We start from the raw sequence: 23,670 nt of genomic DNA, 5'->3' as shown, positions 1-23,670 counted from the left end.
AACCGCAGGATCCCATCATGCCCGCCCTTTGTCGCGACTGCCTGACAACCTTTGACGACGCACAGCGCTGCCCGTCCTGCGGCAGCCCGCGCGTGCTGCGGCACCCAGAGCTGTTTGACCTGACCATCGCGCATATGGATTGCGACGCGTTCTATGCCAGCGTCGAAAAACGCGACAATCCCGAACTGGCCGACAAGCCGGTGATCATCGGCGGCGGCAAGCGCGGCGTGGTCTCGACCGCGTGTTACGTGGCGCGCATCCGCGGGGTCCGCTCGGCCATGCCGATGTTTCAGGCGTTGAAACTGTGCCCCGATGCGGTGGTGATCCGCCCGCGCATGTCGGTTTATGCCGAGGTTTCGAAACAGATCCGCGCGATGATGGACGCGCTGACCCCGGTGGTAGAGCCGCTGTCGCTGGACGAGGCGTTCATGGACCTGACCGGAACCGAGAAACTGCACGGCGCGCCGCCCGCGGTGATGCTGGCTCGGCTGGTCAAGCGCATGAAAGACGAGCTGGGCGTGACCGGGTCGGTCGGGTTAAGCCACAACAAGTTTCTGGCCAAGGTTGCGTCCGACCTGGACAAGCCGCGTGGCTTTTCGGTGATCGGCAAGGCCGAGACCGAGGCGTTTTTGCACGACCAGCCCGTGCGCCTGATCTGGGGCGTGGGCGCGGCGGCGCAGGCGTCGCTGGACAAGGCGGGCATCCGCACCTTCGCTGACCTGAAGCGCTGGGACCGGCGCGATCTTGAGGCGCGGTTTGGCACCTTCGGCTATCGTCTGTGGCACTTGGCACGCGGACAGGATCGTCGGCGAGTTTCACCCAACGCGCCGGTCAAAAGCATCTCGAAAGAGACAACGTTCTTTGAGGACACAGCCAGCACCGAATTGCTGGACGGCCATATCTGGCGGCTGAGCGAACAAGTGGCGGACCGTGCCAAGGCCAAGGGCAAGGCGGGCCGCGTTGTGGTACTGAAACTGAAGCGCGCCGATCATTCGCTGATCTCGCGCCGGGTGTCGCTTAGCGACCCCACCCAGATCGCCGACCGCATCTATCGCACCGCGCGCGGGCTTTACGATCAGGTGGCGGGCCAGGGGCCGTTCCGCCTGATTGGCGTCGGTCTCAGCGAGGTTGTGCCCGACGAGGCCGCCGATATCACTGGCGACCTGCTGGACCCTGGTGCGGGACAACGCGCCAAGGCGGAACGCGCCACAGATGCGATCCGCAAGAAATTTGGAAGCGATGCAATCCTGAAAGGCCGGTCGCTGCGCTGAGGCTTATTCGGCCGCCATCGGCTGATCCTTGCGGCCAATCTCGATCACCTCGGAAATGACCGAGGCAATCAGCCGCCGCACGGTTTGAAAATTGCCGTTGGGCCGCACCATGCGCTCGTTCATGTAAAGCGAGCGGTCGATCTCGATCTGAACGGCGTGCTGGTTGCGCGACGGGCGGCCGTAATGCTGCGTGATATAAGCGCCGGCAAAGGGCGCGTTGCGCACCACGCGCAGACCGGCGGCGCGGAACGCGGTTTCGATGGCTTCTACAATATCGCTGCGGGCCGAGGCGCCAAACCGGTCGCCGATCACCACATCGGCGCGCGGCAAACCGGGCCGCGAGACCGATTCCAGCGCCTCGTGCGGCATGGAATGGCAGTCGATCAGGATCGCCTCGCCGAAGGAGCTGCGCGCCTCGTTCAAAAGGGTCTGCAGCCGCGCGTGATACGGTACCCAGCACGTGTCGAGACGGGCGCGGGCATCCTTGATCGACATCTTGCCCAATTGAATTGCCTTGCCATTGGCCACCACCCGGGGGATGACGCCCAGCCCGGAACTGACGCGCGGATTATGCGCAACCTTGGGCACGTCGCGGATAAGGGCGGGGTCAAGCTCTTCGATAGACCGGTTCAGGTCCACATAGGCGCGCGGCACCTTGGCCAAAAGCAATGGCGCCCCCATGGCGGGGGCGTCGGAAAACAGCAGGTCGACAAACGCATCCTCGGACGACCGGATGGTGCGTTCATCCAGGACCGAGTTGTTCAGGAACTCCCACGGATAGTCACGGCCACTATGCGGCGACGAAAACACCACGCTGGTGTTTCGGACGCCGGGCATGGCAAGACGATAGGGGGATGTGTCCATTGCTGCTCCTCTGCCTCAGTTATAAACCTATTTTTTATCTTGCCAAAAGCTCTTGAACCATTTTCCGACTCCTTTTATAGACCTGCGAACCGACGCGGTCCCGCCGCGTCTTTTTGTTTGGACAAGCGGGGCCCGGTACTTCGGGCGGTTAGCTCAGCGGTAGAGCACTACGTTGACATCGTAGTGGCCACTGGTTCGATCCCAGTACCGCCCACCATCTAATCACTGCCTTAACAGGCGGTTAAGTGAAACTGGCGCCCGGCGCGCCGCGAATAAGGAGAAGACCATGAAGGTCAAGAACTCGCTCCGCTCGCTGAAGCAGCGCCATCGCGACTGCCGCATCGTGCGTCGTAAGGGCCGTGTTTACGTGATCAACAAAACACAGCGCCGGTTCAAAGCCCGCCAGGGCTGAACCAACCGTCTTACAGCAAAAAAGCCCGCCGCGTGATCGCACCCGGCGGGCCTTTTCTTATCTGCTGACCAGCAACGACGCTGCGGTGGCGTTGTCGACATAGCCGGTTGCGGGAATTCCCTTGTCTTGCTGATAAGCTTGGATGGCGCTGCGTGCAGCATTGTCAAAACGCCCATCAACAAAACCGATCTCGTATCCCAAGCTGGCCAAACGCTGTTCGATCAACAACCGCGCCACGCCTGACTTTGCCACGTTCGCTTCGGCCGCTTTCGCGCGCTCGATTTGCTGGGTCCAGCGGTCGTTGGTCGCCGGTGCAATCCTCTCACTCTGAGCTTCTTCCAGCTGTGAGCGGGCGATGTCCGCAAATTCACCATTCGGATAACGTTCCAAATAGGTTGCAAACCCGGCAGGAGTTCCCTTTGCCCCCGTTTGCGCCCAATAATCGCGGTCAGCCTTTTGCTGCTTTGCCCGCTCTTCAGCTTCTGCCTGAAGGATTGGGGCAGCTTGTGTCTGCAACACCGCGATCTGGGCTGCGGTGACATAGCCCGTTGGCGGGAACCCTGCGCTTTCCTGCCACCCGGCAATAGCCGCGCGGGTGCCGCGACCATAAAGGCCATCGATCGCACTATTATAGTGGCCCAACGCCCGCAGATCCGTCTGGATGGCGCGGCGGGCATCGCGCGACAGGTTCAGCGCGGCCTCGGTCGCTTCGGCATCCTCGGCTTTCGAACGCTCCAGCGCGCTGCGCGCTGCACGCGCCGCCTCGGCCTCGGCACCGTTGGGGTAACGGTCCAGATACGCAGTAAAGGCTTCGGGCGTGCCAATGGCTTGTGCGGCTTCATAGAACAGTGCCGACGTCATCTTGGGTGCGGTCGGTGTGGTGTCCTGCATAAAGCTCTGGCCTCGCGGCAGAAAGCCCGAAGCAACAACATCGCTTGCGCGTGCCGCAGCCGCACCTACGGACCGGCGTGGATCCAGCAGATCGCCCCCCACCAGCCGAAACACGTCGGTCGGCGCACCATGGAACAATGTCACGCCTTGTGGCGGCGCATAGTCTGACAATCCTGGTCGCACGCCATTGCCAAGGCGACCTTCCACCGGCTGCGCCGAAAGTGCCAATACCGACCGGCCCGGGGCAATCGACAACAGTTCGGCCACAGGGGCCACGGGGATCGCCCGCGCGCCCAGCGTGAACGCATCCGCCGCCCCTGCTCCGCCGCTGAGCAGCCAGTTCTGCCCGGACACATTGGCCATGGTGCCGTCCAACAGGACCAACACCCGATCCTCAGGGGTGATGGCCTTGGCAAACACGGTCAACGCCTCGGCGATTTCTGCCTGGCTGGCCAACTCCACCGTGGTAACAGAGAACCCTGCCCGGCTTAGCCGGTTAAGCGTGGTCAGGTAGCCATCCGCCCCGCGACTGAACCACTCGGCCCGCTTTGGCGAATTGGAAATGACCAGCGCGAGGTTGTCGGCGGCAACCGAACCGGCCCAAACCACCGCTGAAATCAACGCTGCGGCAAATCTCAATTTCATTGTCTCCCCCCAACTCTTGCTGTGGGAACAGGAAACCAGATTCGCAGGCATCTGTATTGGGGAAATGCGCCGCGACGCTCCCCAGGTTCAGCGTTCCTGCAGGGCCAGGCGAATGCCAAGGCCACAATAGATGCACCCCACAACCTTGCCTTGCCACCGCAGGACTGTCGGATTGCGACGCAGGATATTGCCCAACCCCCCGGCGGCGACGGAGTAAACGATCGTGCTGAAAAAGCCGATCATTGCGAAGACCAGCCCCAGAACCAGAAGCTGACCCACGACACTGCCGTTCTCTGGCGCGACGAACTGCGGCAGAAATGCAAGGAAGAACAGGGCCGTCTTGGGGTTCAGAACCTCTGCAAGGATGGCTTGCCGAAAGGCGAGCCGAGCCGTGATCCTGCCGCGCCCTTGGCCCAGATCGGCGGGGCTGCGGTCTAGTATGGCGCGTATGCCCAGGTAAACGAGGTATCCGGCCCCAATGGATTTCACGATGGCAAACAGCGTCGCAGATGCCGCGATAATGGCCGAAATCCCGATGACCGCCATCAGCGTGTGCAGGAAATCCCCTGCGGTGATCCCCGCCCCGGTGGCGATCCCCACTTTCGTGCCTGACGTCGTGGCACGAGCCAAGGTTAGCAAGGTTGCCGGGCCTGGGATGAAAACGAACCCCAATACGACAAGGCAATAGGTAACGAGGACAGAAGATTCTATGAGCATTTGACCATTCCAGCAAAAGGAATGCCCAGCAATCCACAGGCCCCGAAACGACGCAAGTTTTTTTCGCTAGTCCGCGTGATCAGTCATAGCTGCGCTGATCGTCGATGACCTTGCCGTCGTTAGGCAGCGAGCCGGGCGGCACCAGTTCGATCCGGCCCTTCAGTTTCAGCACATCCGCCACGGTTGAGGCAAAAATCGCCGCATCGGCACCCTGGGTCTCCACCTGCACTGTCATCACGTCCATTTCATCCTCTCGCGTCGCGACAACGCGGGCACGTGAAACATCTGCGTGGCGGGCCACGAAATCGGCCACCTGTTCGGGGCGCACGAACATGCCTTTGATCTTGGTTGTCTGGTCGGCCCGACCCATCCAGCCGCGAATGCGCTGGTTGGTGCGTCCGCAAGGGCTGACACCCGGCATAATCGCGGACAGGTCGCCCGTGGCAAACCGGATCAGCGGATAGTCTGGGTTCAGTGCGGTCACCACAACCTCGCCAACTTCGCCTTCGGCAACGGGGGTGCCTGTGCCGGGCGTGACAATCTCGACAATCACACCTTCGTCCAGGATCATCCCCTCCTGCGCCGGGCTTTCATATGCGATATTTCCAAGATCCGCGGTGGCATAGCATTGCAAGCAAGAAATGCCGCGATCCGCGTACCAGTCCCGCAAAGACGGGAACAGCGCCCCGCCCCCGACGGCCGCACGGGAGATCTTTGTGCTCAGGCCCAGTTCGTCGGCCTTTTCAAGAATGATCTTCAGGTAATCGGGCGTACCGGCATAGGCGGTGATGCCGATGTCATGGGCCGCGCGGGCCTGTAGCTCGGTCTGACCAGTGCCGGCGGGCAGAACGCGGGCACCAACGGCACGGGCGCCATTCTCGAAAATCATGCCTGCCGGGGTCAGGTGATAGCCAAAGCAGTTCTGCACGATGTCCCCGGCGCCGATACCACAGGCATGCAGGAACCGGCCCATGCGCCACCAATCGTGGCTGACCCCACCGGGCTCGTAAATCGGACCGGGTGATTGAAACACATGTGCAACGTCGCCGACCGGAAGCCCGCCAAACGGCGGTGTCGCTGACTGACGCGCAACCAGGTCGGATTTGCGCAGCACGGGCAGGGTCGCGAGATCTGCCATCGTGGCCAGCGTGCTTTGCCCGTGGTCGGACAGGATCTGGTTCAATCCGCGCAGCTGTTCTGCTTCGCGCTGATCGTGGCTACGTGTTTCCAACGCGTCGAAATGGCTCATCGCCCAACTCCAAATTTTCTGGCCGGTAAGGGCCTTGTCGCTCTGACGGTCCGGGCAGAAACCTAGGACAGCCAGCGTTTGCGGCGGCGATAGGATCGCACGTCGCGGAAGCTTTTGCGGCCCTCTTCAGAGACGCCGAGGTAGAATTCTTTTACATCCGGGTTCTCACGCAGTTCATCTGCGGGGCCGTCCATCACGATGCGCCCGCTTTCCAGGATGTACCCGTAATGGGCATAGCGCAGGGCCACGTTGGTGTTCTGTTCGGCCAGCAGGATGGTCACGCCTTCCTGTTCGTTGATGGCTTTCACGATCTCGAAGATCTGTTCCACCAGCTGCGGCGCCAGACCCATCGACGGCTCGTCCAACAGGATCATCTCGGGCCGGCTCATCAGGGCGCGACCAATGGCGCACATCTGCTGCTCGCCGCCCGAGGTATAGCCCGCCTGGCTTTTGCGGCGTTCTTTCAGGCGCGGGAAATAGTTATAGACCATTTCAAGGTCATCGGCGGCCTTACGGCCATCGGTGCGTGTATATGCACCGGTCAGAAGGTTCTCTTCAACGGTCAGGTGTTCGAAACAATGGCGCCCTTCCATCACCTGGATCACGCCACGTTTGACCAGATCGGCCGGGTTCAGCTCGGCGATGGCGTCACCGCGATACGAGATCGATCCCTTGGTAACCTCGCCGCGTTCCGACCTTAACAGGTTCGAGATCGCCTTCAGCGTTGTCGTCTTGCCCGCACCGTTTCCGCCCAGCAACGCGGTGATCCCGCCCTTGGGCACGCTAAGTGACACACCTTTCAGTACAAGGATCACGTGGTTATAGATCACCTCGATATTGTTGACCTCCAACAGGGTCTCTTGGGTCTCGGTCGCGTCCAGCATGGGTCTTACATTCCGTGTCGGTTGGTCCCCGGCCCGCGGTTGGGCCGGGGAGAGTGTCAGATCAGTTGCAACGCTCAGAGATGTTGTTCTCTGCCGCGAAGGCTGCGGAGTCTTCTGCGATCAGCGGGCCAATAACGTCCTTGTCGCTGCCGATGAAATCGGTAATCAGGCTCCAGCTTTGTGCGGATGCATCCCACTGCTGGACCATGCCCAGACCCGGACCGCCGTGGTTCTCGCACGACACCGAGAATTCAGGACCAAAGCCCGGCATGCCGTTTGCTTCCAACGTTTCAGCCGAGATTTCCAGCGCTTCCATCCCGTCGCGCATTTGCGCGGGTGTGATGTCGCCGGTGCCGTGAATGGCCTGCGCCTTCTTCACGGCCTCAGCCGCCAGCATCGCCGCGTACATGCCGCGCGAATACAACACGGTACCGATTTGGTCGCCCGCGCCTGCAGCCTTGCCAGCATCCACAACGAATTTCTGGATATCGGTATAGATCGGATAGTTCGACCCGGTGCCGTGCAGTGCTAGTGACTTATAGCCATTCGCGCCATCGCCGGCCGGCAGAACATCGTTTTCCGAACCCGACCACCAGATGCCGATGAAGTTTTCCATCGGGAAACGAATGTTTGCGGCTTCCTGGATGGCAACCTGATTCATCACGCCCCAGCCCCACATCAGGACATAGTCAGGACGCTCGCGGCGGATTTGCAGCCATTGCGACTTCTGTTCCTGACCAGGGTGGTCCACGGGGATGGCTTTAAAGTCAAATCCGTGCTTCTTGCTCAGCTCTTCAAGGGTGCGGATCGGCTCTTTGCCATAGGCCGAGTTGTGATAGACCAGAGAGATCTTTTTGCCGCCGATATCACCACCGTTCAGATCCAGCAAGTGGTTGACCGCGATCGACGCCCCGTCCCAGTAGTTGGCCGGATAGTTGAACACGTTACCAAACACCTTGCCGTTTGCGGCCGAGGTGCGCCCGTAACCCATCGTGTGCAGCGGAATGCCGTCAGCGGCGGTTTTGGGGATCAACTGATAGGTGATGCCGGTGGACAGCGGCTGATACACTAGGCTGCCTTCGCCTTTGGTGGCTTCGTAGCATTCCACACCTTTTTCGGTGTTATAGCCGGTCTCGCATTCCACCAGACGGGTCGGAACGCCGCCAATGCCGCCGTCGCGTTCGTTCAGCAGCGTGAAATAGTCGGCATAGCCGTCCGCAAACGGAATGCCACCCGCCGCGTAGGGCCCGGTGCGATAGCTGAGCGACGGAAAGACCAGATCGGCCATTGCCGGCGCGGCGGCCATTACGGCGCCCACAGCCAGAGTTGCAATCTTCATCTTCATCGGTGTTCTCCTCCCTTGGTTTTTTCCGATGTGCCGGGGTTGGCCCGGTCGGTTGTCGTATTGGGCCGCCCTAGTGGGGGAACGGCCACAGTCGTAGTTTCTCTTTGGCAATGCGCCAGAGCTGCGCCAGCCCGTGCGGCTCGATGATCAGAAACACCATGATCAACCCGCCCACGATGATCAGTTCGATATGCGCCGCCAGATCGGTGGCCCAGCCAAGCTGACCCACAAGGATGTTCTTCAAAAGCACCGGCAACAGCACAAGGAACGCCGCACCGGCGAAAGAGCCAAAGATGGATCCCAATCCGCCAAGAATGATCATGAACAGCACCAGGAACGACTTGTTGATGCCGAACACCTCGCCCACCTCAACTGCACCTAGGTAGACAGAAAAGAACAATGCCCCCGCGATGCCCACAAAGAACGAGCTGATGGCAAAAGCTGTCAATTTCGCGCGCAACGGATTCACCCCGATGATCTCGGCCGCGATATCCATGTCGCGAATGGCCATCCAGCTGCGCCCTAACGTGCCCCGTGTCAGGTTGCGTGCCAGCCATGCCAATACCACCACAAACACCAGGCAGATCAGGTATTTTGCCCAGGCATCCGTGTTGGCCCCGGTCACCGGCACGCCAAAGACCGTACGTTCCGGCGCAGAGATCTGACCTGAGGCCGAATTGTTGTAAAACCACGGCACTTTGTTGAACAGCCAGACCAAAAAGAACTGCGCCGCCAGCGTGGCCACAGCCAGGTAAAACCCCTTGATCCGCAAACTGGGCAACCCGAACAGCACCCCGACGCCTGCCGTGACAAAACCCGCACCCAAAATGTGAAGGACAATGCTGATTTCGGGAAACCCGGTCATCAGCTTGTAACAGGCATAAGCCCCTACGGCCATGAACCCACCCGTGCCCAGCGACACCTGCCCGCAATACCCTGTCAGGATGTTCAGCCCGATCGCCGCAATGGCATAGATCAGGAACGGCACAAACACCGCGTTGGCCCAGTAATCGTTGATGATGAACGGGATAATCCCAAATGCCACCGCCAATACCACGTAATACCGCACCCGGTCGAACCTGATCGGGAAGGTCTGGTTGTCATCCGCATAGGACGTTTTGAAGTCGCCTGCTTCGCGATAGAACATGCCTCAAACCCTCTCGATGATTTTTTCGCCAAACAGGCCCTGCGGTCGGAAGACCAAAAAGATCAGCGCCAGCACATAGGCGAACCAGTTCTCGGTCGCGCCACCCACCAATGGGCCAATCGAGAACTCGAACAGTTTCTCGCCCACCCCGATGATCAACCCGCCAACGATCGCCCCGGGGATCGAGGTAAACCCGCCCAGCATCAGCACCGGCAGGGCTTTCAGCGCAATCAAGCTCAGCGAGAACTGGACGCCCGATTTTGCCCCCCACATGATGCCCGCGACCAGCGCGACAAACCCGGCAATCGACCAGACCAGCACCCAGATGAACCGCAATGAGATCCCGACGCTCAGCGCCGCCTGGTGGTCGTCGGCCACCGCGCGCATGGCGCGCCCTTGTTTCGTGTATTGCGAAAAGATCACCAACCCGGCCACCAGAATCGCCGCAATCACAGTGGCCACGATATCCAGCTGGTCCAGGAAGAACCCATAGAAGTTCTCGTTCCCGAAACCCAGCCACTGGGTGTTCTCTTCGATCCAGAAGCTGCCCCCTTGCGGCAGGCCCACATCCATCTTCTTGATGTCCGAGCCCCACATCAGGTCGCCGATCCCCTCCATGAAATAGGCCAGCCCGATGGTCGCCATGAACAGGATGATCGGCTCCTGGTTCACCAAGTGTTTAAGCAGATATCGTTCCACCAATATCGCCAGAATAACCATCACCCCGGCTGCCAGCAAAATCGCCAGAACTGCGGGCATGTGCCACCCGAAATGGTGCAGTTTTGTGCCGAAGATTGCATTGATCAGATGGGCAAACGGGATCTGCCCGTTTTGCAATCCCACCAGCGTCAGCGCCGCGAACAAGGCCATCACCCCTTGGGCATAGTTAAAGATCCCCGAGGCCTTGAAGATCAACACAAAGCCCAGCGCCACCAGCGCGTACATCACGCCGGCCATCAGCCCGTTCAGGGTCACTTCGACGGCAAAAAGCAGTTGTTCAGGCATCGAGGCCTCCGGTCATGTCAGGATTCAAGGTCGGTCTCCTCGGCGATCACGGTGTTAGTTTCTGGCATCAGGGTCACCCGCATGCGCGGTTCGCGCCACGTGGTGCTCAGCGCGCTGCCATCCTCGTCGCGAAGAAAGCGGCCTGCGGCTATCTCGCGCTCCAGCCAGGTTTCAAACGCACCGGCAATCTCCGGGCCATTCTCAACCGCGCAGGCTTCGAAATCGCCCAGGATCAATACGTCGCCCCCCGGCAAGGCAAAGCGCCCATCGCCGTCCAAAGCCTGCAGCCCATCGGCATGCGGCGCAAAAATCTGGCTATAGGGAAGCAGGCAGCGTTCCTCGAACGCAGCCCACCCCCCCGCTGATAGCGGCAGAGGGAGAAATGCCGCCACCAAGAAAACGCGTGCCTTAATCATGGCTTACACCAAGATAGGCATCGATCACCGCCTGGTTGCCGCGCACCTCGTCCGGGGTGCCATCGCCAATTTTCTTGCCGTAATCCATCACCACAACGCGGTCCGACAGGTCCATGACCACGCCCATATCGTGCTCGATCAACGCAATCGTGGTGCCAAACTCGTCGTTCACATCCAGGATAAAGCGGCTCATGTCCTCTTTCTCCTCGACATTCATGCCCGCCATCGGCTCGTCCAGCAAAAGCAATTTGGGTTCCGCCGCCAATGCCCGGCCCAACTCAACCCGCTTCTGCAATCCGTATGGCAAGCGGCCTACAGGCGTCTTGCGAATGGCCTGGATCTCCAGGAAATCAATGATCTTCTCCACCGCCTCGCGATGCTCGGTCTCCTCGCGCTCGGCGGCCCCCTTCCAGATCGCCTGCGCCCCGATCGAGGATTTCATCAACGTCATCCGCCCGGTCATAATGTTGTCCAGCGTCGACATGCCATGAAACAGTGCGATGTTCTGAAACGTCCGCGCAATGCCCTGCCGCGCCACCTGATAGGGCTTCAACTGCGGCCGCCTGGCTCCACGAAACCAAACCTCACCCTCGCTGGGCACATAAAACCCCGAGATAACGTTCAGCATCGACGACTTGCCGGCCCCGTTTGGCCCGATAATCGCACGGATCTCACCCTCGCGAATGTCAAAGCTGATGTTTTCAATCGCCGTCACACCGCCAAACTTCAGCGTGATATTGCGCATCTCCATCAACACGCCGCCAATCTGGCGGCCATCCTCGGTCACGTAACCGTCTGCACTTTGATCCAGCATCGTCAGTTCTTCTCTTTCGAAACGTCGCAGCACGAAACCTGCGGGATGGTGGGCGGGGCGATGTCCAAAGGACGAGCGTCGTTCATCATTCCGCCGCCATCGCTTTGCTGCCCGGCGTGACAACCTCGGCGTCACAAACCGTCAGCGTCGCTTTGATCGAGCCTTTGCGACCATCCTCGTAAGTCACCTCGGTCTCTGTCGATACCGTGCGTGACCCGTCATACAGCGCACCCACGAGATCATTGAACTTGTCGCCGATCACCGCGCGGCGCACTTTGCGTGTGCGTGTCAGCTCGCCATCATCCGCGTCCAGCTCCTTGTGCAGCACAACAAACCGATGGATCTGACAGCCCGACAACATCGGGTCCTCGGCAACCGAACGGTTTACTTCGCCGACGTGGTTCGCAATCGTTTCCAACACGCGGGGATGACCGGCCAGCTCTTGATAGCTCGCATAGGCCACATTGTTGCGCTCGGCCCAATTGCCCACCGCGTTCAGGTCGATATTTATGAAGGCCGTGCACATGTCGCGATCCCGGCCAAAGACCACAGCTTCCAGAATGTCCGGGTAGAACTTCAGTTTGTTTTCCACGTATTTGGGCGCAAACAGGGAACCATCGGCCATCTTGCCCACATCCTTGGCGCGGTCGATGATCCGCAAATGCCCGGTTCCTTCTTCAAAGAAGCCAGCATCGCCCGTTGCCACCCATCCTTCGGCATCTTTGGTCGAGGCGGTGCTTTCAGGGTTCTTGTAGTATTCCACGAACACGCCCGGGCTGCGGTAATGCACTTCGCCATCATCGTCGATCTTCACCTCGACGCCGGGGCTTGGCACGCCGACCGTGTCCGAGCGCACCTCGCCATCGGGCTGCTGCGTGATGAACACCCCGGCCTCGGTCTGGCCGTACAGTTGTTTCAGGTTGATCCCCAGCGCACGATAGAAATCAAAGATCTCGGGCCCGATCGCTTCACCTGCCGTGTAACCGACGCGGACATTGGAAAAGCCCAGCGTGTTCTTTAGCGGCCCATAAACGAACAGATGACCCAGCGCATAGGCCAACCGGTCCCACGCGCTGACTTCCTTGCCATCCAGAAGTGCCGGGCCAACCCGGCGCGCCACGGCCATGTACCGGTCGAACAGCCATTTCTTGAACCGCCCGGCATCCTCCATCCGGATCATCACATCGGTCAGCTGCTGTTCAAAAATCCGGGGTGGGGCGAAGTAATAGCTCGGCCCGATTTCGCGCAGATCGGTCATCATCGTATGCGCGCTTTCAGGGCAGCACACACAAAAGCCGCTCCAATAGGCCTGACCGATCGAAAAGATGAAATCCCCCACCCATGCCATTGGCAGATAAGCCAACACGCTGTCGGAGGAGCGCAGGTCATCGAACTCGGACGAGTTGCGCGACGTCTCGATAATATTCTGGTTCGACAAGACCACGCCCTTGGGCTTGCCGGTGGTGCCCGACGTGTAAAGCATCACGCAGGTGCTGTCATAGGTCAGCTCGGCAATGCGCGCGTCCAGCTCGCCTGCCAGGCGGGTTTCGGCGGCGCGGCCCTCGGCCTGCACGTCCTGCATCCAGTTCATCGCGGAATGGTCGTATTTCCGCAGGCCCCGCTTGTCGGTATAAACCACCTGATCAATGTGATCGATGCGCTGCTGCACCTCGATCACCTTGTCCACCTGTTCCTGGTCGCCGCAGATCACGAACCGCGCGCCGGCATGTTCCAGCACATAGGCCATCTCTTCGGCCACCGCGTCCTGGTACAGCGGCACCGGGATCGCCCCGCACATCTGCACCGCTACCATCGACCAGTAATGCGCCGGCCGGTTGCGCCCGATGATCGCCACGTGATCCCCGCGTTTCAGCCCCAGCACCAGCAGGCCAAGCGCCATTTCGCGCACCTCTTGTGCGGTCTGCGCCCAGGTCCAGCTTTGCCAGATCCCGAATTCCTTCTCACGATAGGCCGGGGCACTGCCGAATTGTGACGCATTGCGAAACAGCAGTGCAGGAACAGATACCAGATCGCCCTGGGGCGTTGATTTCGTGGTCACTATGTTTCCTCCCTCCGCCGGTTTTGCCCGGCGGCCTGATCGCCCTAAAGGCGATTCTCTTGTTCTAGCAGCGTGACACTTTTTGTATGCCGGTCAAACTTTTCCTGAGTTTTTCCGAAACCTTACGAATTGTAACAGCGCGAAGCGCCCCCTTGGCGCGCGCGCGTTTTCGGTGCTAGCCATGAAGGTGGAAGGAGACCAGATGACCATCTCGCCGAAGGACCGCGCGCGTATGACCGAGGCCGGTCTGAACCTCATTCAGCAGGCCCTGTCGATTTATGATGCGGATCTAAAACTGGTGGTCTGCAACCAACGTTTCGGCGAGATGTTCTCGTTACCCGACCACTTGTGCGCAGTTGGCAGCGACTTTGCTGAAACCATCCGCTATCTGGTCGATACCGGCGAGTATGGCGCGGTTGAAGACGTGGATCAGTTCGTGCAGGATCGCGTCGATCAGGCCCGCACGTTTCAGCAGCACTACATGGAACGCACGCGGGCCAATGGGCACACCATTTCGGTTGAGGGCTCTCCCTTGCCCAGCGGCGGCTGGGTCACGGTTTATACCGATATCACCGCCATCAAAGAGCAAGAGGCGCTGTTGCGCACCCGGTCGGCCGAACTGTCGACGCAGTTGTTGGACCATGCGGAACGGTTGGCCCAATCCAACCGCGAGTTCGCTGCCATCAACGCCGCACTTGGCGAGGCCGGGCGCCAGCTGACCGAGATGGAGGCCCGCACCCGCACTGTCACCCGAATGATGCCCGCGCATATTGCCCATGTCGGTCCGGACGGTGCCTATACCTATTCCAACCGGCGGTTGGGCGAGGTCATGCCGCATCCGCCGGACCGCATCGAAGGGCGTTATATCGGCGACGTGTTGGGCGACGCAATCTTCGGCTATATCAGCCCCCATCTGGACAATGCCCTGGCAGGTGATGCCAGCGTGTTCGAGTTCAATCATCCTCACAGTGGCCGCCGTGTGCGGTGTTCGTTCACGCCGGATATCGGGGCCGAGGGCACGGTGAACGGTGTCTACATCCTGTCGATGGACGTGACCGAGGAAACACAGGCCCGCGCCGCGTTGGCGCAGACCGCCAAGCGCGAACTGGCCGCGCAATTGTCCAGCGGTCTGGCCCATGATTTCGCCAACCTGCTGACCATCATTTTGGGCCTTCAAGGGCAGTTGGGCCGCAGGGTGACAGACCCGCAAGCGTCCGAGATTATTGCAGCGACCCAAGCCGTTGCGCGCCGGGGTGGCATTCTGTTGGACAAGATCGCCGCAATTTCGGGGCCGCGCCAGGTCTCGCCCGAGCCGACACAGCTGCCGGAATTCCTCGAGAACATCCGTCTCATCGCCGCGCCGTCGCTGCCTGCAGATATCAGCCTTTCGGTTGAGGTGAAGGATGTTTCGCACCCCCTTATGCTGGATGCCGGAGGGGTGCAGGACGCGTTGCTGAACCTGATCTTCAACGCCCGGGACGCCATTGGCGAAGGACCCGGCCAGATCCATATTCGCGCTGCCCCGCAAGGGGTGACTTGGCTGCAGATCACCGTCACTGATACCGGGCCGGGATTCAGCCAAGTCGCGCTGCGCGAGGCACTGAACCCGTTCTTCACAACCAAGGGGCAAGAGGGGTCGGGCCTTGGCCTGTCCATGGTCTATGACATCGCAAAGCTCAGCGGGGGGCAGGTAAATCTGGCCAATACGGCACTTGGTGCGCGGATCGAGTTGCTGCTGCCATTGAAAACGGCCGATGCCCAAGCCACGCCACGCATGGTTTTGTTGGTCGAAGACTCGCCGGATATCCGTGAAACAGTGCGCGACATGCTGACCGATATGAACCACACGGTTATCGAGGCCTCCAGCGTGGAAGAAGCTGCAACCCTGACCGATCTGCCCGGCATCGACGTGGTACTGTCCGACATCTTGCTGGATGGCGACGAAACCGGGATCGACCTGCTGGATGCCCTTGCAAAGCAAAGCCACCCGGCACAGCGGGTGTTGATGACGTCGCTGCCCAAAACCGACCCTCGCCGCGCCCTGGCCGAGGGGCGATATCCGGTGCTATCCAAACCGGTCAGTGCCGCACGTCTTGCGGCCTCGTTACAAGGAGGGGCCGTATGACCGTCGCCCCAATGGTTGCCATTCTGGATGATGAACCGCAGGTGCGGCAATTGCTGTCCGAGGTTCTTTCGGACGCTGGGTTCCGCACCGCCACCTTTGCCCGCGCGGCCGAGTTCGAGGCCGCGCTGGAGCGTACTGCCCCCGACGCCTGTCTGGTCGATCTGGGCCTGCCCGATCGCGACGGGCTGGCGCTGGTGCACCGGTTGGCGCTGGAATCGGGTGCGGCGATCATCATCATCTCGGGTCGGGCGCAGGTGCAGGACCGGGTGACGGGGCTGGAACTGGGGGCGGACGACTACATTATCAAACCGTTTGATCCGGTCGAGGTTGTGGCCCGCGTTCGCGCACGCTTGCGCGGTGGACGGGAATCCGTCGCGCAGGGTGCCTCGAACACCGCGCAATTTGCGGGTTGGACTGCACAGTTGGACCGGTTTGCACTGATCGCTCCTGATGGCCCCGAGATCCCCATTTCCCAAGCCGAAGCCGAGGTTCTGCGCTTGTTTCTGGAGAGCCCAAAACGCCTGATCTCGCGCACGCAGATGCAGGAAACACTGGGCGGTACGGCGGGCGACAGCTTCGACCGCGCCATGGATGTGCGTATCTCGCGCCTGCGCACCAAGCTGGGCGAGGACCCCCGCAATCCCAGATTGATCAAGACAATCTACGGCGCGGGGTATATCTTTCTTGGTGACGTTACATGGAGTTGAGGACGACATGGACCCGATAAGCCTGATCTACTACGCGCTGATCTGCGCAGCGCTCAGCTTTCTTGCCCCCAGCATGCGAACATCCACTGTGCGTTTGGCCGTGGGGGCCTTGGTGGGAATGGCGGCGGCTGGTGTTTTGCCCGTGCTGCAACAAGCCGTCAGCAGCGGCTATTAAATCTCTCCGGTGACAAACTGCGACTGAATCTCGCGGAAATGCGGGATCAGCACGTCCTTGAAGGCGCGCACTTTAGCGGCATCTTTCAGGTCGCGATGCGTTAGCACCAGAATGTCCGTGTAAGGCTGCGGTGGCAGGATCGGCGCACGCACCAGTTCGGGATAGGCGTTGCCTACGAAAATCGGCATGCGCGCGACGCCAAGTCCCGCACGAACAGCGCCCAGCAGCGCGATCATGTCGTTATACCGCAAAAGAATACGCTGATCAGTGTATTCGGGCCGCGTATTGCGTGGCGTTGAGGTCCAGAAATCAAAGCCCAACCAATGAACCGGGGCCGACGGATCGCGCGTCATCGCCTCGACCAAGTCAGACCGGGCGAAGCTGGCGGTTTCCTGTTCGACCAACCGGCGCCCCACAAGATCGTCGCCGGGGTTGCTGCTGATCCGAATGGCCAGGTCCGCTTGCCTGCGCCCCAGATCCAACAGGTCATTGGATGCGCGCACGTTCAGATCAATCCGCGGGTGGTGTTGCAGAAACTTCTCGACCACCGGCGCCATATGGTGGTGCAATAACAATTCCGGCGCTGTGATGGTGAACCGCCCACGCAATTCGTTGTCGCGGCCATCCAGATTGCGGCGCAGCGCTGCCTCGGTCAGCTCCATCTCGGTCGCGTATCGTGCGGCTTCCAGCCCCGCCTCGGTGGCGACATACCCAGTTTGCGTGCGCTCAAACAATTGCGTGCCAAAGCTGTCTTCGGCCGCCGCGATCCGGCGCGATACGGTTGTATAGCTTACACCCAGCGCCTCGGCCGCTGCATTCAACGAACCGGTGCGAACCAGCATCATCACCGTATGAAGATTATCCCAATCGCCGCGCATCGCGTGCATTATTGCACGACGTGAATGCAAAATCACGCACTTTTGCACAGGCGGTCGAGCCCGATATCCCCTTTACCAACCGCATAGGAAAGGCACCGACATGGTTTACGCAACTGTCTATTTAAAAATCACCGACCCCGAAGCGTTTGACGCCTATCGGGGCAAAGCAGCCGATGCGCTGGCCAAACATGGCGGCAGTGCAGTGGTCAGTTCCAAGACACCCACGATGCTGGATACCGGTCTTGAACAACCCTCGGTTGGCGTGCTGCTGAGCTTTCCGACGAAAGAGGCCGCGCTGGCCTGGCGTCAGGACCCCGACCTGCAAGAGGTTCATCAGCTGCGCAACGCCGCCGGGCAGTGCTCGATCCTGTTGCTGGACTAATCTCTTTCGCACCGTCCCGCATTGCTCTAGGCAATGATCCGAACCGACAAAGGAGGCCGGGATGGTGCATCTGTGGGTCCGCGCCGAGCAGCGCGAACATGAAGAACGGGTTGGCCTGACGCCCGAAGGCGCGGGCCAGCTGATCGCGGCGGGCATCAAAGTCAGTGTCGAGGCCAGCGACGTGCGCGCCATTGCAATCGACGGCTATGCGGCGGCTGGGTGCCAGATCGTGGCACAGAACAGCTGGCCCGACGCGCCGCGCGACGCGATCATCTTTGGCCTGAAAGAACTGCCCGAGGATGGCACCCCCCTGCCCCATCGCCACATCATGTTCGGCCATGCCTATAAAGGGCAGCCCGATGGTCAGGTCTTGTTGCGCCGGTTTCAGGCCGGGGGTGGCACGCTTTATGATCTGGAATACCTGGTGGACGAGGCCGGGCGGCGCGTCGCCGCCTTTGGCTATTGGGCCGGGTTTGCCGGGGCCGCTGTTTCGCTGAAATGCTGGGCCGCGCAACAGCACGGCGGCATCGCCGGTCCGGTTGGCGTGTATCCGTCATCCGACGCGTTGGTCGCCGAAATCCGCGCCGATATCGCCGGTTTCGACGCGCCGAACGCCATTGTGATCGGCGCGCTTGGCCGCGTGGGCAGCGGCGCGTCGGACCTGTGCGCGCGCTGTGGTGTCGACGTCACCAAATGGGATATGGCCGAAACCGCCCATGGCGGGCCGTTCCCCGAGGTGTTGCAGCACGCGGTGTTCCTGAACTGCATCCTCGCCCAGCCGGGCGCGCCTGTTTTTGTGCCGCCAGAGGCCGCGCAAAACCCCGGCGCGTTACGGGTGATCGGCGATATTGCCTGCGATCCGACATCCGATTTCTCGCCGATCAAGGTTTATGACCGGGTCACCAGCTGGGACAAACCTGCCTTGCGCGTGGCCGAGAACCCCATGTTGGACGTCACCGCGATCGACAATCTGCCCTCGCTTTTGCCGGTAGAATCCTCGCAGGACTACGCCGCGCAACTGTTGCCATCGCTGCAGACACTCGGCAATCTGGAGGCTGGCGTCTGGGGCCGGGCCAAGGCCAGCTTCGACGCCGCCATCGCGACGCTTTAGGGGAGACACGCGGATGACCATCCATTGGTGCGGCACAGGGTTATCATCGGCGCCGGGGTTGCGGCGGCTGGCCGAAAGCGGCGCAGATCTGGTTGTGTGGAACCGCACCGTGGAAAAGGCGCGCGCGGTGGTTGGCGATCTGTGCAGCGACATCCGCGCCTTTGACGCCGACGCGCTGCGCGATGCGCTGCGGCCCGGTGACGTGGTGGTCTCGATGCTGCCTGGTGACTGGCACATCCCGCTGGCAGAGACGGCCATCGACAAAGGCACGCATTTTGTGTCGTCCAGCTATGTTTCACCCGAGATGGCGGCGCTGGACGGTGCCGCAAAAACCGCCGGCGTGGCCTTGGTGAACGAGGTTGGGCTGGACCCCGGATTGGACCATGTGATGGCGCATTGGCTGATGGCCGATTACCGCGCCTCGGACGCGTTTGACCCGGCCAGTGAACATCGTTTCTTGTCCTATTGCGGCGGCGTGCCGGCGCAGCCCAACGACTTTCGCTACAAATTCAGTTGGTCACCGCTGGGGGTGCTGAAGGCACTGCGCTCGCCCTCGCGCTCGATCCGAGGGGGCGCGGTGACCGATGTGGCGCGGCCCTGGGATGCGCTCAGCAGCTATGCCGCACCACTGCCCAGCCCCGAAAGCTTCGAGGTTTATCCAAACCGCGACAGCCTGCCGTTTTTGGCCGAATACGGGTTCGGCGACGATTGGAACATGCAGGAATTCGTGCGCGGCACGCTGCGGCTGAACGGATGGTCGGACGCCTGGGCCGATGTCTTTGCCGAGATCGAGACGCTGCACGGCCCCGAAGGCGACGCGCGGCTGCAAGAGATGTCTGACGGCTTTTGGGCCGCACATGCCTATGACGCGGGCGAGCCTGACCGCGTGGTGCTGTGCGTTGACCTGATGGTTGGGCCCAAGGACGCGCCCGTTTACCACAAAACCTTTGTGCTGGACGCCACCGGCGACGCGCGCGGCAGCGCGATGGCGCGGCTGGTCTCGGTGCCGGTGTCGCTGGCGGTTGAAGGCGCCGCGGCGGGCCAGATCGCGCCCGGTGTCTCAACCGCGCCGCGCGATGCCGAGGCCGTTGCCAAATGGCTGGACGTGACCCGCGAACAGGCACAGCACGTGGCCGTGGTGGACCACCTTTAGGTGTTGAACACCCGGCTGGGGTGCAACTCGCCCGCCTTATAGACCCCCACCGCCACGGCCTGACCGTTCAGCGAGGCCCAGGCGGTTTCGCCATATTCGGCGTCGCTGACCAACACCATGCCTGGGTTGCCATTGCGCAGACGCGCCGCGCCCTCGGGCGTGCAGGTCAGCTCCGGCAGGTCTACCAGCCCGGTTTCCAGCGGCAGCATCAGCGCGTCGATCTCTTCGGTTCGGGCCAGTTCCTCGATCTGGTCCATGGTCACGCTGTCTTCCAGCTCAAACGGCCCGGCCCAGATCCGCTCCAACCGCAGCACATGACCAAAACATCCCAACGCCGCGCCCAGATCGCGGGCAATGGCGCGCACATAGCCGCCTTTGCCGCAGACCATCTCCAGCGTCACGTGATCGGCATCGGGGCGATCCACAAACGCAAGGCTTTCGACAAAAAGCGGGCGGGCGGCAATCTCGAACGCTTCGTCCTCACGCGCCAGTTTATATGCACGCTGCCCGTCGATCTTTACGGCCGAGAACTTGGGCGGGACTTGCAGGATATCACCCTCGAACCCCGGCAGCGCGGCGCGGATGGCGTCATCATCGGGGCGCAGGTCCGAGCTGTCGGTCACCTCGCCCTCGGCATCATCGGTGTTGGTGGCCTGGCCCAGCCGCACGGTGAACCGGTACGACTTGAGCGCGTCGGTCACGTAGGGAACGGTTTTGGTCGCCTCGCCCAGCGCCACCGCCAGAACGCCCGTCGCCTCGGGGTCCAGCGTGCCCGCATGCCCGGCTTTCTTGGCCTGAAACGCCCAGCGCACCTTGTTGACGATGGCGTTCGAACTGGGCCCGGCGGGTTTGTTCACCACGATCCATCCCGATACATCGCGCCCTTTGCGGCTGCGGCCCATGCCAATTGCTCCGTCAGATTTCCAAGGCCCGCCCGCTATCAAAGCGGCGGCGCGGCGTCAACGGGCTTGGGGCCGGGTCACGGCAATCATCGGGCCCAGCGGCAGGCCAAAATCGCTGCGCCGGATCTCGGGCGCAAACAGGCGCGAGACCTTGCCGTCTAGAAACAGCGCATTGGGGGTTTTCAGCACGTCGCGAAATAACCGCCCGAAACGGTGGAAATTCACACCCCGGTTCGAGATGGCAAAATGCACGCGGCCCTGCGCGTCGACCCCCACGCCGTTGCGGATAAAGAGTGAATCGCTTTGCGGCAAGAACCGCGGATGCAGCGCCCCGTCGATCACCAGCATCGGCCCCGATTGCGTGGCATAGGCGCAGGCCGGCGGGGCCTTGGCAAAGGCGCGGCTTTCGATCACGCGGGCCGTACCAACCAGCACGCAAAAAACTCCGTTGGGCAGCAGCCCGAAATTGCCCGGCCCGTCGCGGGTGACAATGCGCATCTTCTGAACACCATCCTCGATGAACAGACCCACCGGCGCGCGGTCGTCGTGAAACATGCCGCCATTCATTGCAAAGATCAGCTCGCGCCCGTCAGACGCCAGATCGCGGCGCAGGGGCACAAAGCCGCCCAGATTGGCGCCGCTTGCGTCCTTGCGATGCATGGTGATCTGATCCACTGCCGGATCAAAGACGCAATGGGTGATCGGGGTATCTTCGAACGCGGTGTTCTTGCAGGCGCCAAAGGCCAAACCGGGCAACAGCAGCAACGCGCCCAGCAGACCCTTAATCATCAAGATCCGCATCCGGGTCATCCAGATCCTGCTGTACCCGGTCCTGGCCCAGTAGGCGGCGGGTTTCGTCCATCTGGTCGAAGGTCTCGTCGATGGCAAAGCGGATCTCGGGCGAGAACTTCAGTGTCAGCCCCTTGCTGACCGCGCGCCGAATCTCGGCCCGGTTGCGGCGCAGGGCCGACAGCGCCTCGTCCGCGCCCTGCCCACCCAGCGGCAGAACAAAGGCGGTGGCGACCTTCAGGTCGGGCGACGTGCGCACCTCGCCCACGGTGATCGACATGCGGTTCAGCTCGGGGTCATGGATATCACCACGCAACAGAACATCGGAAAGGGTGCGCCGGATCAGTTCCCCCACACGAAGCTGTCGCTGCGACGGCCCACCGCCGGTATCAAAACGAGATTTTGCCATGGCCCGCATCTAAGCCAACGCGCCGCGCCCTGCAAGCGGGGCTTTGCCTCGGCCGCCACAAACGGCTAAAGCATGCCGCAGCATATTGGAGCGAAGGGTCAGAGACATGTCGGAATTGCCGGGGATCGTTGTAACGGGGGCGTCGGGGCGCATGGGGCGCATGCTGATGAAAACCGTGGTCGACAGCGGCAAGGCGCGGCTGGTGGGTGCCGTGGAACGCGCGGGCAACGACTATCTGGGCCAGGATGCGGGGCCCCTGATCGGGGCGGGCGATCTGGGCGTGACGGTGACCGATGATCCGGTGGCGGTTTTCGCCAAGGCGCAGGCGGTTCTGGATTTCACCGCGCCCGCTGCCACGCTGGAATTTGCCGCGCTGGCCGCACAGGCGCGCGCAGTGCACGTGATCGGCACCACAGGGATGAGCGATGACGAGATCGCGGCGCTGGAACCCGCATCGCGCCACGCGGTGATTGTGCGCGCCGGCAATATGAGCCTTGGCGTGAACCTGCTGGTGCAACTGACCCGCAAGGTGGCCGCCGCGCTGGACGAGGATTTCGACATCGAGGTGATCGAGGCGCATCACCACCACAAGGTTGACGCGCCGTCGGGCACCGCGCTGATGCTGGGCGAGGCCGCGGCCGAGGGGCGCGGGCAGGCGTTGGCCGACCTGGCCGACCGGGGCCGCGACGGCATCACTGGCGCCCGCAAGCGCGGCGATATCGGGTTCAGCGCCATTCGCGGCGGCGACATCGTGGGCGAGCATGACGTGCTGTTCGCCGGTCAGGGAGAGCGCATCGTGTTGCGCCATTTGGCCACCGACCGCGGCATCTTTGCGCGCGGCGCGCTGAAGGCGGCGCTGTGGGGGATCGGGCGCGAGCCCGGTCAGTACGATATGGCGGATGTTCTGGGGTTTTGAGGCTTTGCCCCTCAGCCGGTTAACAGCGCCGTAGGCGCCCGGCTGATCGCCAGACCGCCCCGGAGGGCTGGCGATTTTGCGCGGTTCAGCGCGAACACTCCTGAGGGACGTGTTTGGCCGGCATAAAGCGCTTCAACGCTTATGACAGATCGCCACCCCGCGGTCTTTCGCGCCTTACTTGTCACGTTTGCTCAGACCCAGCGTCAGAAATCGACCGCAATCCCCTTCTTCTCCCAATCGCCATAGCGCACGGGTTCGGGACCGTCGCGCCCGCCCAGCTCTTTGGGCAACGGCTTGGCCTTCGCCGCCTCGGCACGCCGTGCTTCGGCCTCGGCCAGGGCGCGTTTTGCCGCCTCGGGCATCTCGTCGGTTTTGCGGTCAGACATCACGGCCCTCCTTGTGAG

General features: G+C 61.6%; 25 protein-coding genes and 1 tRNA gene. 10 read left to right on the top strand and 16 right to left on the bottom strand.

Features of this window, described 5'->3' with window-relative positions:
- Positions 1-17: 17 nt before the first annotated feature.
- On the top strand, positions 18-1,271 hold the full coding sequence (locus ACMU_RS03260; protein ID WP_035256152.1) for a DNA polymerase IV: 1,254 nt from the start codon (positions 18-20) through the stop codon (positions 1,269-1,271).
- 3 nt (positions 1,272-1,274) lie between these two features.
- Here ACMU_RS03260 and ACMU_RS03255 read toward each other — a convergent pair whose 3' ends face one another.
- Positions 1,275-2,135, bottom strand: coding sequence for an N-formylglutamate amidohydrolase (locus ACMU_RS03255; RefSeq protein ID WP_035255928.1), 861 nt, complete (start codon positions 2,133-2,135; stop codon positions 1,275-1,277).
- A 142-nt stretch (positions 2,136-2,277) separates the two neighbouring features.
- Between ACMU_RS03255 and ACMU_RS03250 the strand changes: the two genes are divergently transcribed.
- Both ACMU_RS03250 and ykgO read left to right on the top strand, forming a co-directional pair.
- A tRNA-Val gene (locus tag ACMU_RS03250) sits at positions 2,278-2,352 on the top strand.
- 69 nt (positions 2,353-2,421) lie between these two features.
- Positions 2,422-2,547, top strand: a complete 126-nt coding sequence (gene ykgO, locus ACMU_RS03245; protein WP_035255927.1) for a type B 50S ribosomal protein L36 — start codon at positions 2,422-2,424, stop codon at positions 2,545-2,547.
- Positions 2,548-2,604: 57 nt separating this feature from the next.
- Here the strand turns inward: ykgO and ACMU_RS03240 are convergent, their stop codons facing one another.
- From ACMU_RS03240 to ACMU_RS03195, 10 genes are all read right to left on the bottom strand, one after another.
- Positions 2,605-4,083 carry a peptidoglycan-binding domain-containing protein gene (locus ACMU_RS03240; RefSeq protein WP_035255926.1) on the bottom strand — a complete coding sequence of 493 codons (1,479 nt, stop codon included), beginning with the start codon at positions 4,081-4,083 and terminating at the stop codon, positions 2,605-2,607.
- Between the two features lie 87 nt (positions 4,084-4,170).
- Positions 4,171-4,800 carry a LysE family translocator gene (locus ACMU_RS03235; protein WP_035255925.1) on the bottom strand — a complete coding sequence of 210 codons (630 nt, stop codon included), beginning with the start codon at positions 4,798-4,800 and terminating at the stop codon, positions 4,171-4,173.
- 79 nt (positions 4,801-4,879) lie between these two features.
- Entirely contained in the window at positions 4,880-6,049 is a 1,170-nt protein-coding gene (locus ACMU_RS03230) for a phenylacetate--CoA ligase family protein (protein ID WP_035255924.1), read from the bottom strand.
- A gap of 62 nt (positions 6,050-6,111) precedes the next feature.
- A complete protein-coding gene (locus tag ACMU_RS03225) occupies positions 6,112-6,933 on the bottom strand; it encodes an ABC transporter ATP-binding protein (RefSeq protein ID WP_035255923.1) in 822 nt (273 codons plus the stop codon).
- A 61-nt stretch (positions 6,934-6,994) separates the two neighbouring features.
- A complete protein-coding gene (locus tag ACMU_RS03220) occupies positions 6,995-8,278 on the bottom strand; it encodes an ABC transporter substrate-binding protein (RefSeq protein ID WP_035255922.1) in 1,284 nt (427 codons plus the stop codon).
- Positions 8,279-8,348: 70 nt separating this feature from the next.
- Complete coding sequence (locus ACMU_RS03215) at positions 8,349-9,425, bottom strand: branched-chain amino acid ABC transporter permease (protein ID WP_035255921.1); 1,077 nt, start codon at positions 9,423-9,425, stop codon at positions 8,349-8,351.
- A 3-nt stretch (positions 9,426-9,428) separates the two neighbouring features.
- Positions 9,429-10,430: a branched-chain amino acid ABC transporter permease gene (locus ACMU_RS03210; protein WP_035255920.1), complete on the bottom strand. Its 1,002-nt coding sequence runs from the start codon at positions 10,428-10,430 to the stop codon at positions 9,429-9,431.
- A 17-nt stretch (positions 10,431-10,447) separates the two neighbouring features.
- Positions 10,448-10,822 carry a hypothetical protein gene (locus ACMU_RS03205; RefSeq protein WP_152544487.1) on the bottom strand — a complete coding sequence of 125 codons (375 nt, stop codon included), beginning with the start codon at positions 10,820-10,822 and terminating at the stop codon, positions 10,448-10,450.
- Positions 10,823-10,838: 16 nt separating this feature from the next.
- The gene (locus ACMU_RS03200) at positions 10,839-11,660 is read right to left on the bottom strand and encodes an ABC transporter ATP-binding protein (protein ID WP_035255918.1); all 822 of its coding nucleotides are present in this window, start codon (positions 11,658-11,660) and stop codon (positions 10,839-10,841) included.
- Positions 11,661-11,745: 85 nt separating this feature from the next.
- Positions 11,746-13,722: an AMP-binding protein gene (locus ACMU_RS03195; protein ID WP_152544486.1), complete on the bottom strand. Its 1,977-nt coding sequence runs from the start codon at positions 13,720-13,722 to the stop codon at positions 11,746-11,748.
- 199 nt (positions 13,723-13,921) lie between these two features.
- Here ACMU_RS03195 and ACMU_RS03190 point away from each other — a divergent pair, with 199 nt between their 5' ends.
- From ACMU_RS03190 to ACMU_RS19405, 3 genes are read left to right on the top strand one after another with little or no spacing between them, the layout of a single operon-like run.
- Positions 13,922-15,844, top strand: a complete 1,923-nt coding sequence (locus ACMU_RS03190) for a hybrid sensor histidine kinase/response regulator (protein ID WP_035256150.1) — start codon at positions 13,922-13,924, stop codon at positions 15,842-15,844.
- The gene (locus ACMU_RS03185) at positions 15,841-16,551 is read left to right on the top strand and encodes a response regulator transcription factor (protein ID WP_035255916.1); all 711 of its coding nucleotides are present in this window, start codon (positions 15,841-15,843) and stop codon (positions 16,549-16,551) included. Before ACMU_RS03190 ends, ACMU_RS03185 begins: the two co-directional genes overlap by 4 nt.
- 7 nt (positions 16,552-16,558) lie before the next feature.
- Positions 16,559-16,726, top strand: a complete 168-nt coding sequence (locus ACMU_RS19405) for a hypothetical protein (protein ID WP_161635614.1) — start codon at positions 16,559-16,561, stop codon at positions 16,724-16,726.
- Here ACMU_RS19405 and ACMU_RS03180 read toward each other — a convergent pair.
- Positions 16,723-17,604, bottom strand: coding sequence for a LysR family transcriptional regulator (locus ACMU_RS03180; protein WP_035256148.1), 882 nt, complete (start codon positions 17,602-17,604; stop codon positions 16,723-16,725). The genes ACMU_RS19405 and ACMU_RS03180 overlap by 4 nt on opposite strands.
- Before the next feature lie 100 nt (positions 17,605-17,704).
- On the opposite strand from ACMU_RS03180, the gene ACMU_RS03175 reads away from it, so the two are divergent.
- The 3 genes from ACMU_RS03175 (at position 17,705) to ACMU_RS03165 (ending at position 20,250) form a co-directional block, all read left to right on the top strand.
- Positions 17,705-17,986 (top strand): DUF1330 domain-containing protein, encoded by a 282-nt coding sequence (locus tag ACMU_RS03175; RefSeq protein ID WP_035255915.1) that lies wholly within the window; start codon positions 17,705-17,707, stop codon positions 17,984-17,986.
- Between the two features lie 61 nt (positions 17,987-18,047).
- Positions 18,048-19,097, top strand: a complete 1,050-nt coding sequence (locus ACMU_RS03170; protein WP_035255914.1) for a saccharopine dehydrogenase — start codon at positions 18,048-18,050, stop codon at positions 19,095-19,097.
- A gap of 13 nt (positions 19,098-19,110) precedes the next feature.
- On the top strand, positions 19,111-20,250 hold the full coding sequence (locus tag ACMU_RS03165) for a saccharopine dehydrogenase family protein (RefSeq protein ID WP_035255913.1): 1,140 nt from the start codon (positions 19,111-19,113) through the stop codon (positions 20,248-20,250).
- On the opposite strand, the gene truB is transcribed toward ACMU_RS03165, so the two are convergent.
- Genes truB through rbfA form a run of 3 tightly spaced genes read right to left on the bottom strand, consistent with a single transcriptional unit; the run spans position 20,247 to position 22,350 of the window.
- Positions 20,247-21,152, bottom strand: a complete 906-nt coding sequence (gene truB / locus ACMU_RS03160) for a tRNA pseudouridine(55) synthase TruB (RefSeq protein WP_035255912.1) — start codon at positions 21,150-21,152, stop codon at positions 20,247-20,249. The two genes, ACMU_RS03165 and truB, sit on opposite strands and share 4 nt — an antisense overlap.
- 57 nt (positions 21,153-21,209) lie before the next feature.
- On the bottom strand, positions 21,210-21,953 hold the full coding sequence (locus ACMU_RS03155; RefSeq protein WP_236626178.1) for a phosphodiester glycosidase family protein: 744 nt from the start codon (positions 21,951-21,953) through the stop codon (positions 21,210-21,212).
- Positions 21,934-22,350, bottom strand: a complete 417-nt coding sequence (gene rbfA / locus ACMU_RS03150) for a 30S ribosome-binding factor RbfA (RefSeq protein WP_035255910.1) — start codon at positions 22,348-22,350, stop codon at positions 21,934-21,936. The genes ACMU_RS03155 and rbfA overlap by 20 nt, the downstream gene beginning before the upstream one ends.
- A gap of 106 nt (positions 22,351-22,456) precedes the next feature.
- On the opposite strand from rbfA, the gene dapB reads away from it, so the two are divergent.
- The gene (dapB, locus tag ACMU_RS03145; RefSeq protein WP_035255909.1) at positions 22,457-23,266 is read left to right on the top strand and encodes a 4-hydroxy-tetrahydrodipicolinate reductase; all 810 of its coding nucleotides are present in this window, start codon (positions 22,457-22,459) and stop codon (positions 23,264-23,266) included.
- A 203-nt stretch (positions 23,267-23,469) separates the two neighbouring features.
- Here the strand turns inward: dapB and ACMU_RS03140 are convergent, their stop codons facing one another.
- Positions 23,470-23,652 carry a DUF1674 domain-containing protein gene (locus tag ACMU_RS03140; RefSeq protein ID WP_035255908.1) on the bottom strand — a complete coding sequence of 61 codons (183 nt, stop codon included), beginning with the start codon at positions 23,650-23,652 and terminating at the stop codon, positions 23,470-23,472.
- Between the last annotated feature and the right edge of the window lie 18 nt (positions 23,653-23,670).

This window comes from Actibacterium mucosum KCTC 23349, assembly GCF_000647975.1.
Lineage (GTDB): Bacteria > Pseudomonadota > Alphaproteobacteria > Rhodobacterales > Rhodobacteraceae > Actibacterium > Actibacterium mucosum.
The sequence above is the reverse complement of the archived record's forward strand: the minus strand, read 5'-3'. Positions and strand labels throughout refer to the sequence as shown.

What these genes read in the sequence shown, in the direction of transcription:
- ykgO (WP_035255927.1), top strand. Translation starts at nt 2,422, where the DNA reads ATGAAGGTCAAGAACTCGCTCCGCTCGCTGAAGCAGCGCCATCGCGAC.
- ACMU_RS03190 (WP_035256150.1), top strand. Translation starts at nt 13,922, where the DNA reads ATGACCATCTCGCCGAAGGACCGCGCGCGTATGACCGAGGCCGGTCTG.
- ACMU_RS03260 (WP_035256152.1), top strand. Translation starts at nt 18, where the DNA reads ATGCCCGCCCTTTGTCGCGACTGCCTGACAACCTTTGACGACGCACAG.
- ACMU_RS03215 (WP_035255921.1), bottom strand. Translation starts at nt 9,425, where the DNA reads ATGTTCTATCGCGAAGCAGGCGACTTCAAAACGTCCTATGCGGATGAC.
- ACMU_RS03180 (WP_035256148.1), bottom strand. Translation starts at nt 17,604, where the DNA reads ATGCGCGGCGATTGGGATAATCTTCATACGGTGATGATGCTGGTTCGC.
- ACMU_RS03240 (WP_035255926.1), bottom strand. Translation starts at nt 4,083, where the DNA reads ATGAAATTGAGATTTGCCGCAGCGTTGATTTCAGCGGTGGTTTGGGCC.
- ACMU_RS03170 (WP_035255914.1), top strand. Translation starts at nt 18,048, where the DNA reads ATGGTGCATCTGTGGGTCCGCGCCGAGCAGCGCGAACATGAAGAACGG.
- ACMU_RS03155 (WP_236626178.1), bottom strand. Translation starts at nt 21,953, where the DNA reads ATGCGGATCTTGATGATTAAGGGTCTGCTGGGCGCGTTGCTGCTGTTG.
- dapB (WP_035255909.1), top strand. Translation starts at nt 22,457, where the DNA reads ATGTCGGAATTGCCGGGGATCGTTGTAACGGGGGCGTCGGGGCGCATG.
- truB (WP_035255912.1), bottom strand. Translation starts at nt 21,152, where the DNA reads ATGGGCCGCAGCCGCAAAGGGCGCGATGTATCGGGATGGATCGTGGTG.
- ACMU_RS03200 (WP_035255918.1), bottom strand. Translation starts at nt 11,660, where the DNA reads ATGCTGGATCAAAGTGCAGACGGTTACGTGACCGAGGATGGCCGCCAG.
- ACMU_RS03165 (WP_035255913.1), top strand. Translation starts at nt 19,111, where the DNA reads ATGACCATCCATTGGTGCGGCACAGGGTTATCATCGGCGCCGGGGTTG.
- ACMU_RS03210 (WP_035255920.1), bottom strand. Translation starts at nt 10,430, where the DNA reads ATGCCTGAACAACTGCTTTTTGCCGTCGAAGTGACCCTGAACGGGCTG.
- ACMU_RS03230 (WP_035255924.1), bottom strand. Translation starts at nt 6,049, where the DNA reads ATGAGCCATTTCGACGCGTTGGAAACACGTAGCCACGATCAGCGCGAA.
- ACMU_RS03235 (WP_035255925.1), bottom strand. Translation starts at nt 4,800, where the DNA reads ATGCTCATAGAATCTTCTGTCCTCGTTACCTATTGCCTTGTCGTATTG.
- ACMU_RS03220 (WP_035255922.1), bottom strand. Translation starts at nt 8,278, where the DNA reads ATGAAGATGAAGATTGCAACTCTGGCTGTGGGCGCCGTAATGGCCGCC.
- ACMU_RS03225 (WP_035255923.1), bottom strand. Translation starts at nt 6,933, where the DNA reads ATGCTGGACGCGACCGAGACCCAAGAGACCCTGTTGGAGGTCAACAAT.
- ACMU_RS03255 (WP_035255928.1), bottom strand. Translation starts at nt 2,135, where the DNA reads ATGGACACATCCCCCTATCGTCTTGCCATGCCCGGCGTCCGAAACACC.
- rbfA (WP_035255910.1), bottom strand. Translation starts at nt 22,350, where the DNA reads ATGGCAAAATCTCGTTTTGATACCGGCGGTGGGCCGTCGCAGCGACAG.
- ACMU_RS19405 (WP_161635614.1), top strand. Translation starts at nt 16,559, where the DNA reads ATGGACCCGATAAGCCTGATCTACTACGCGCTGATCTGCGCAGCGCTC.
- ACMU_RS03140 (WP_035255908.1), bottom strand. Translation starts at nt 23,652, where the DNA reads ATGTCTGACCGCAAAACCGACGAGATGCCCGAGGCGGCAAAACGCGCC.
- ACMU_RS03175 (WP_035255915.1), top strand. Translation starts at nt 17,705, where the DNA reads ATGGTTTACGCAACTGTCTATTTAAAAATCACCGACCCCGAAGCGTTT.
- ACMU_RS03185 (WP_035255916.1), top strand. Translation starts at nt 15,841, where the DNA reads ATGACCGTCGCCCCAATGGTTGCCATTCTGGATGATGAACCGCAGGTG.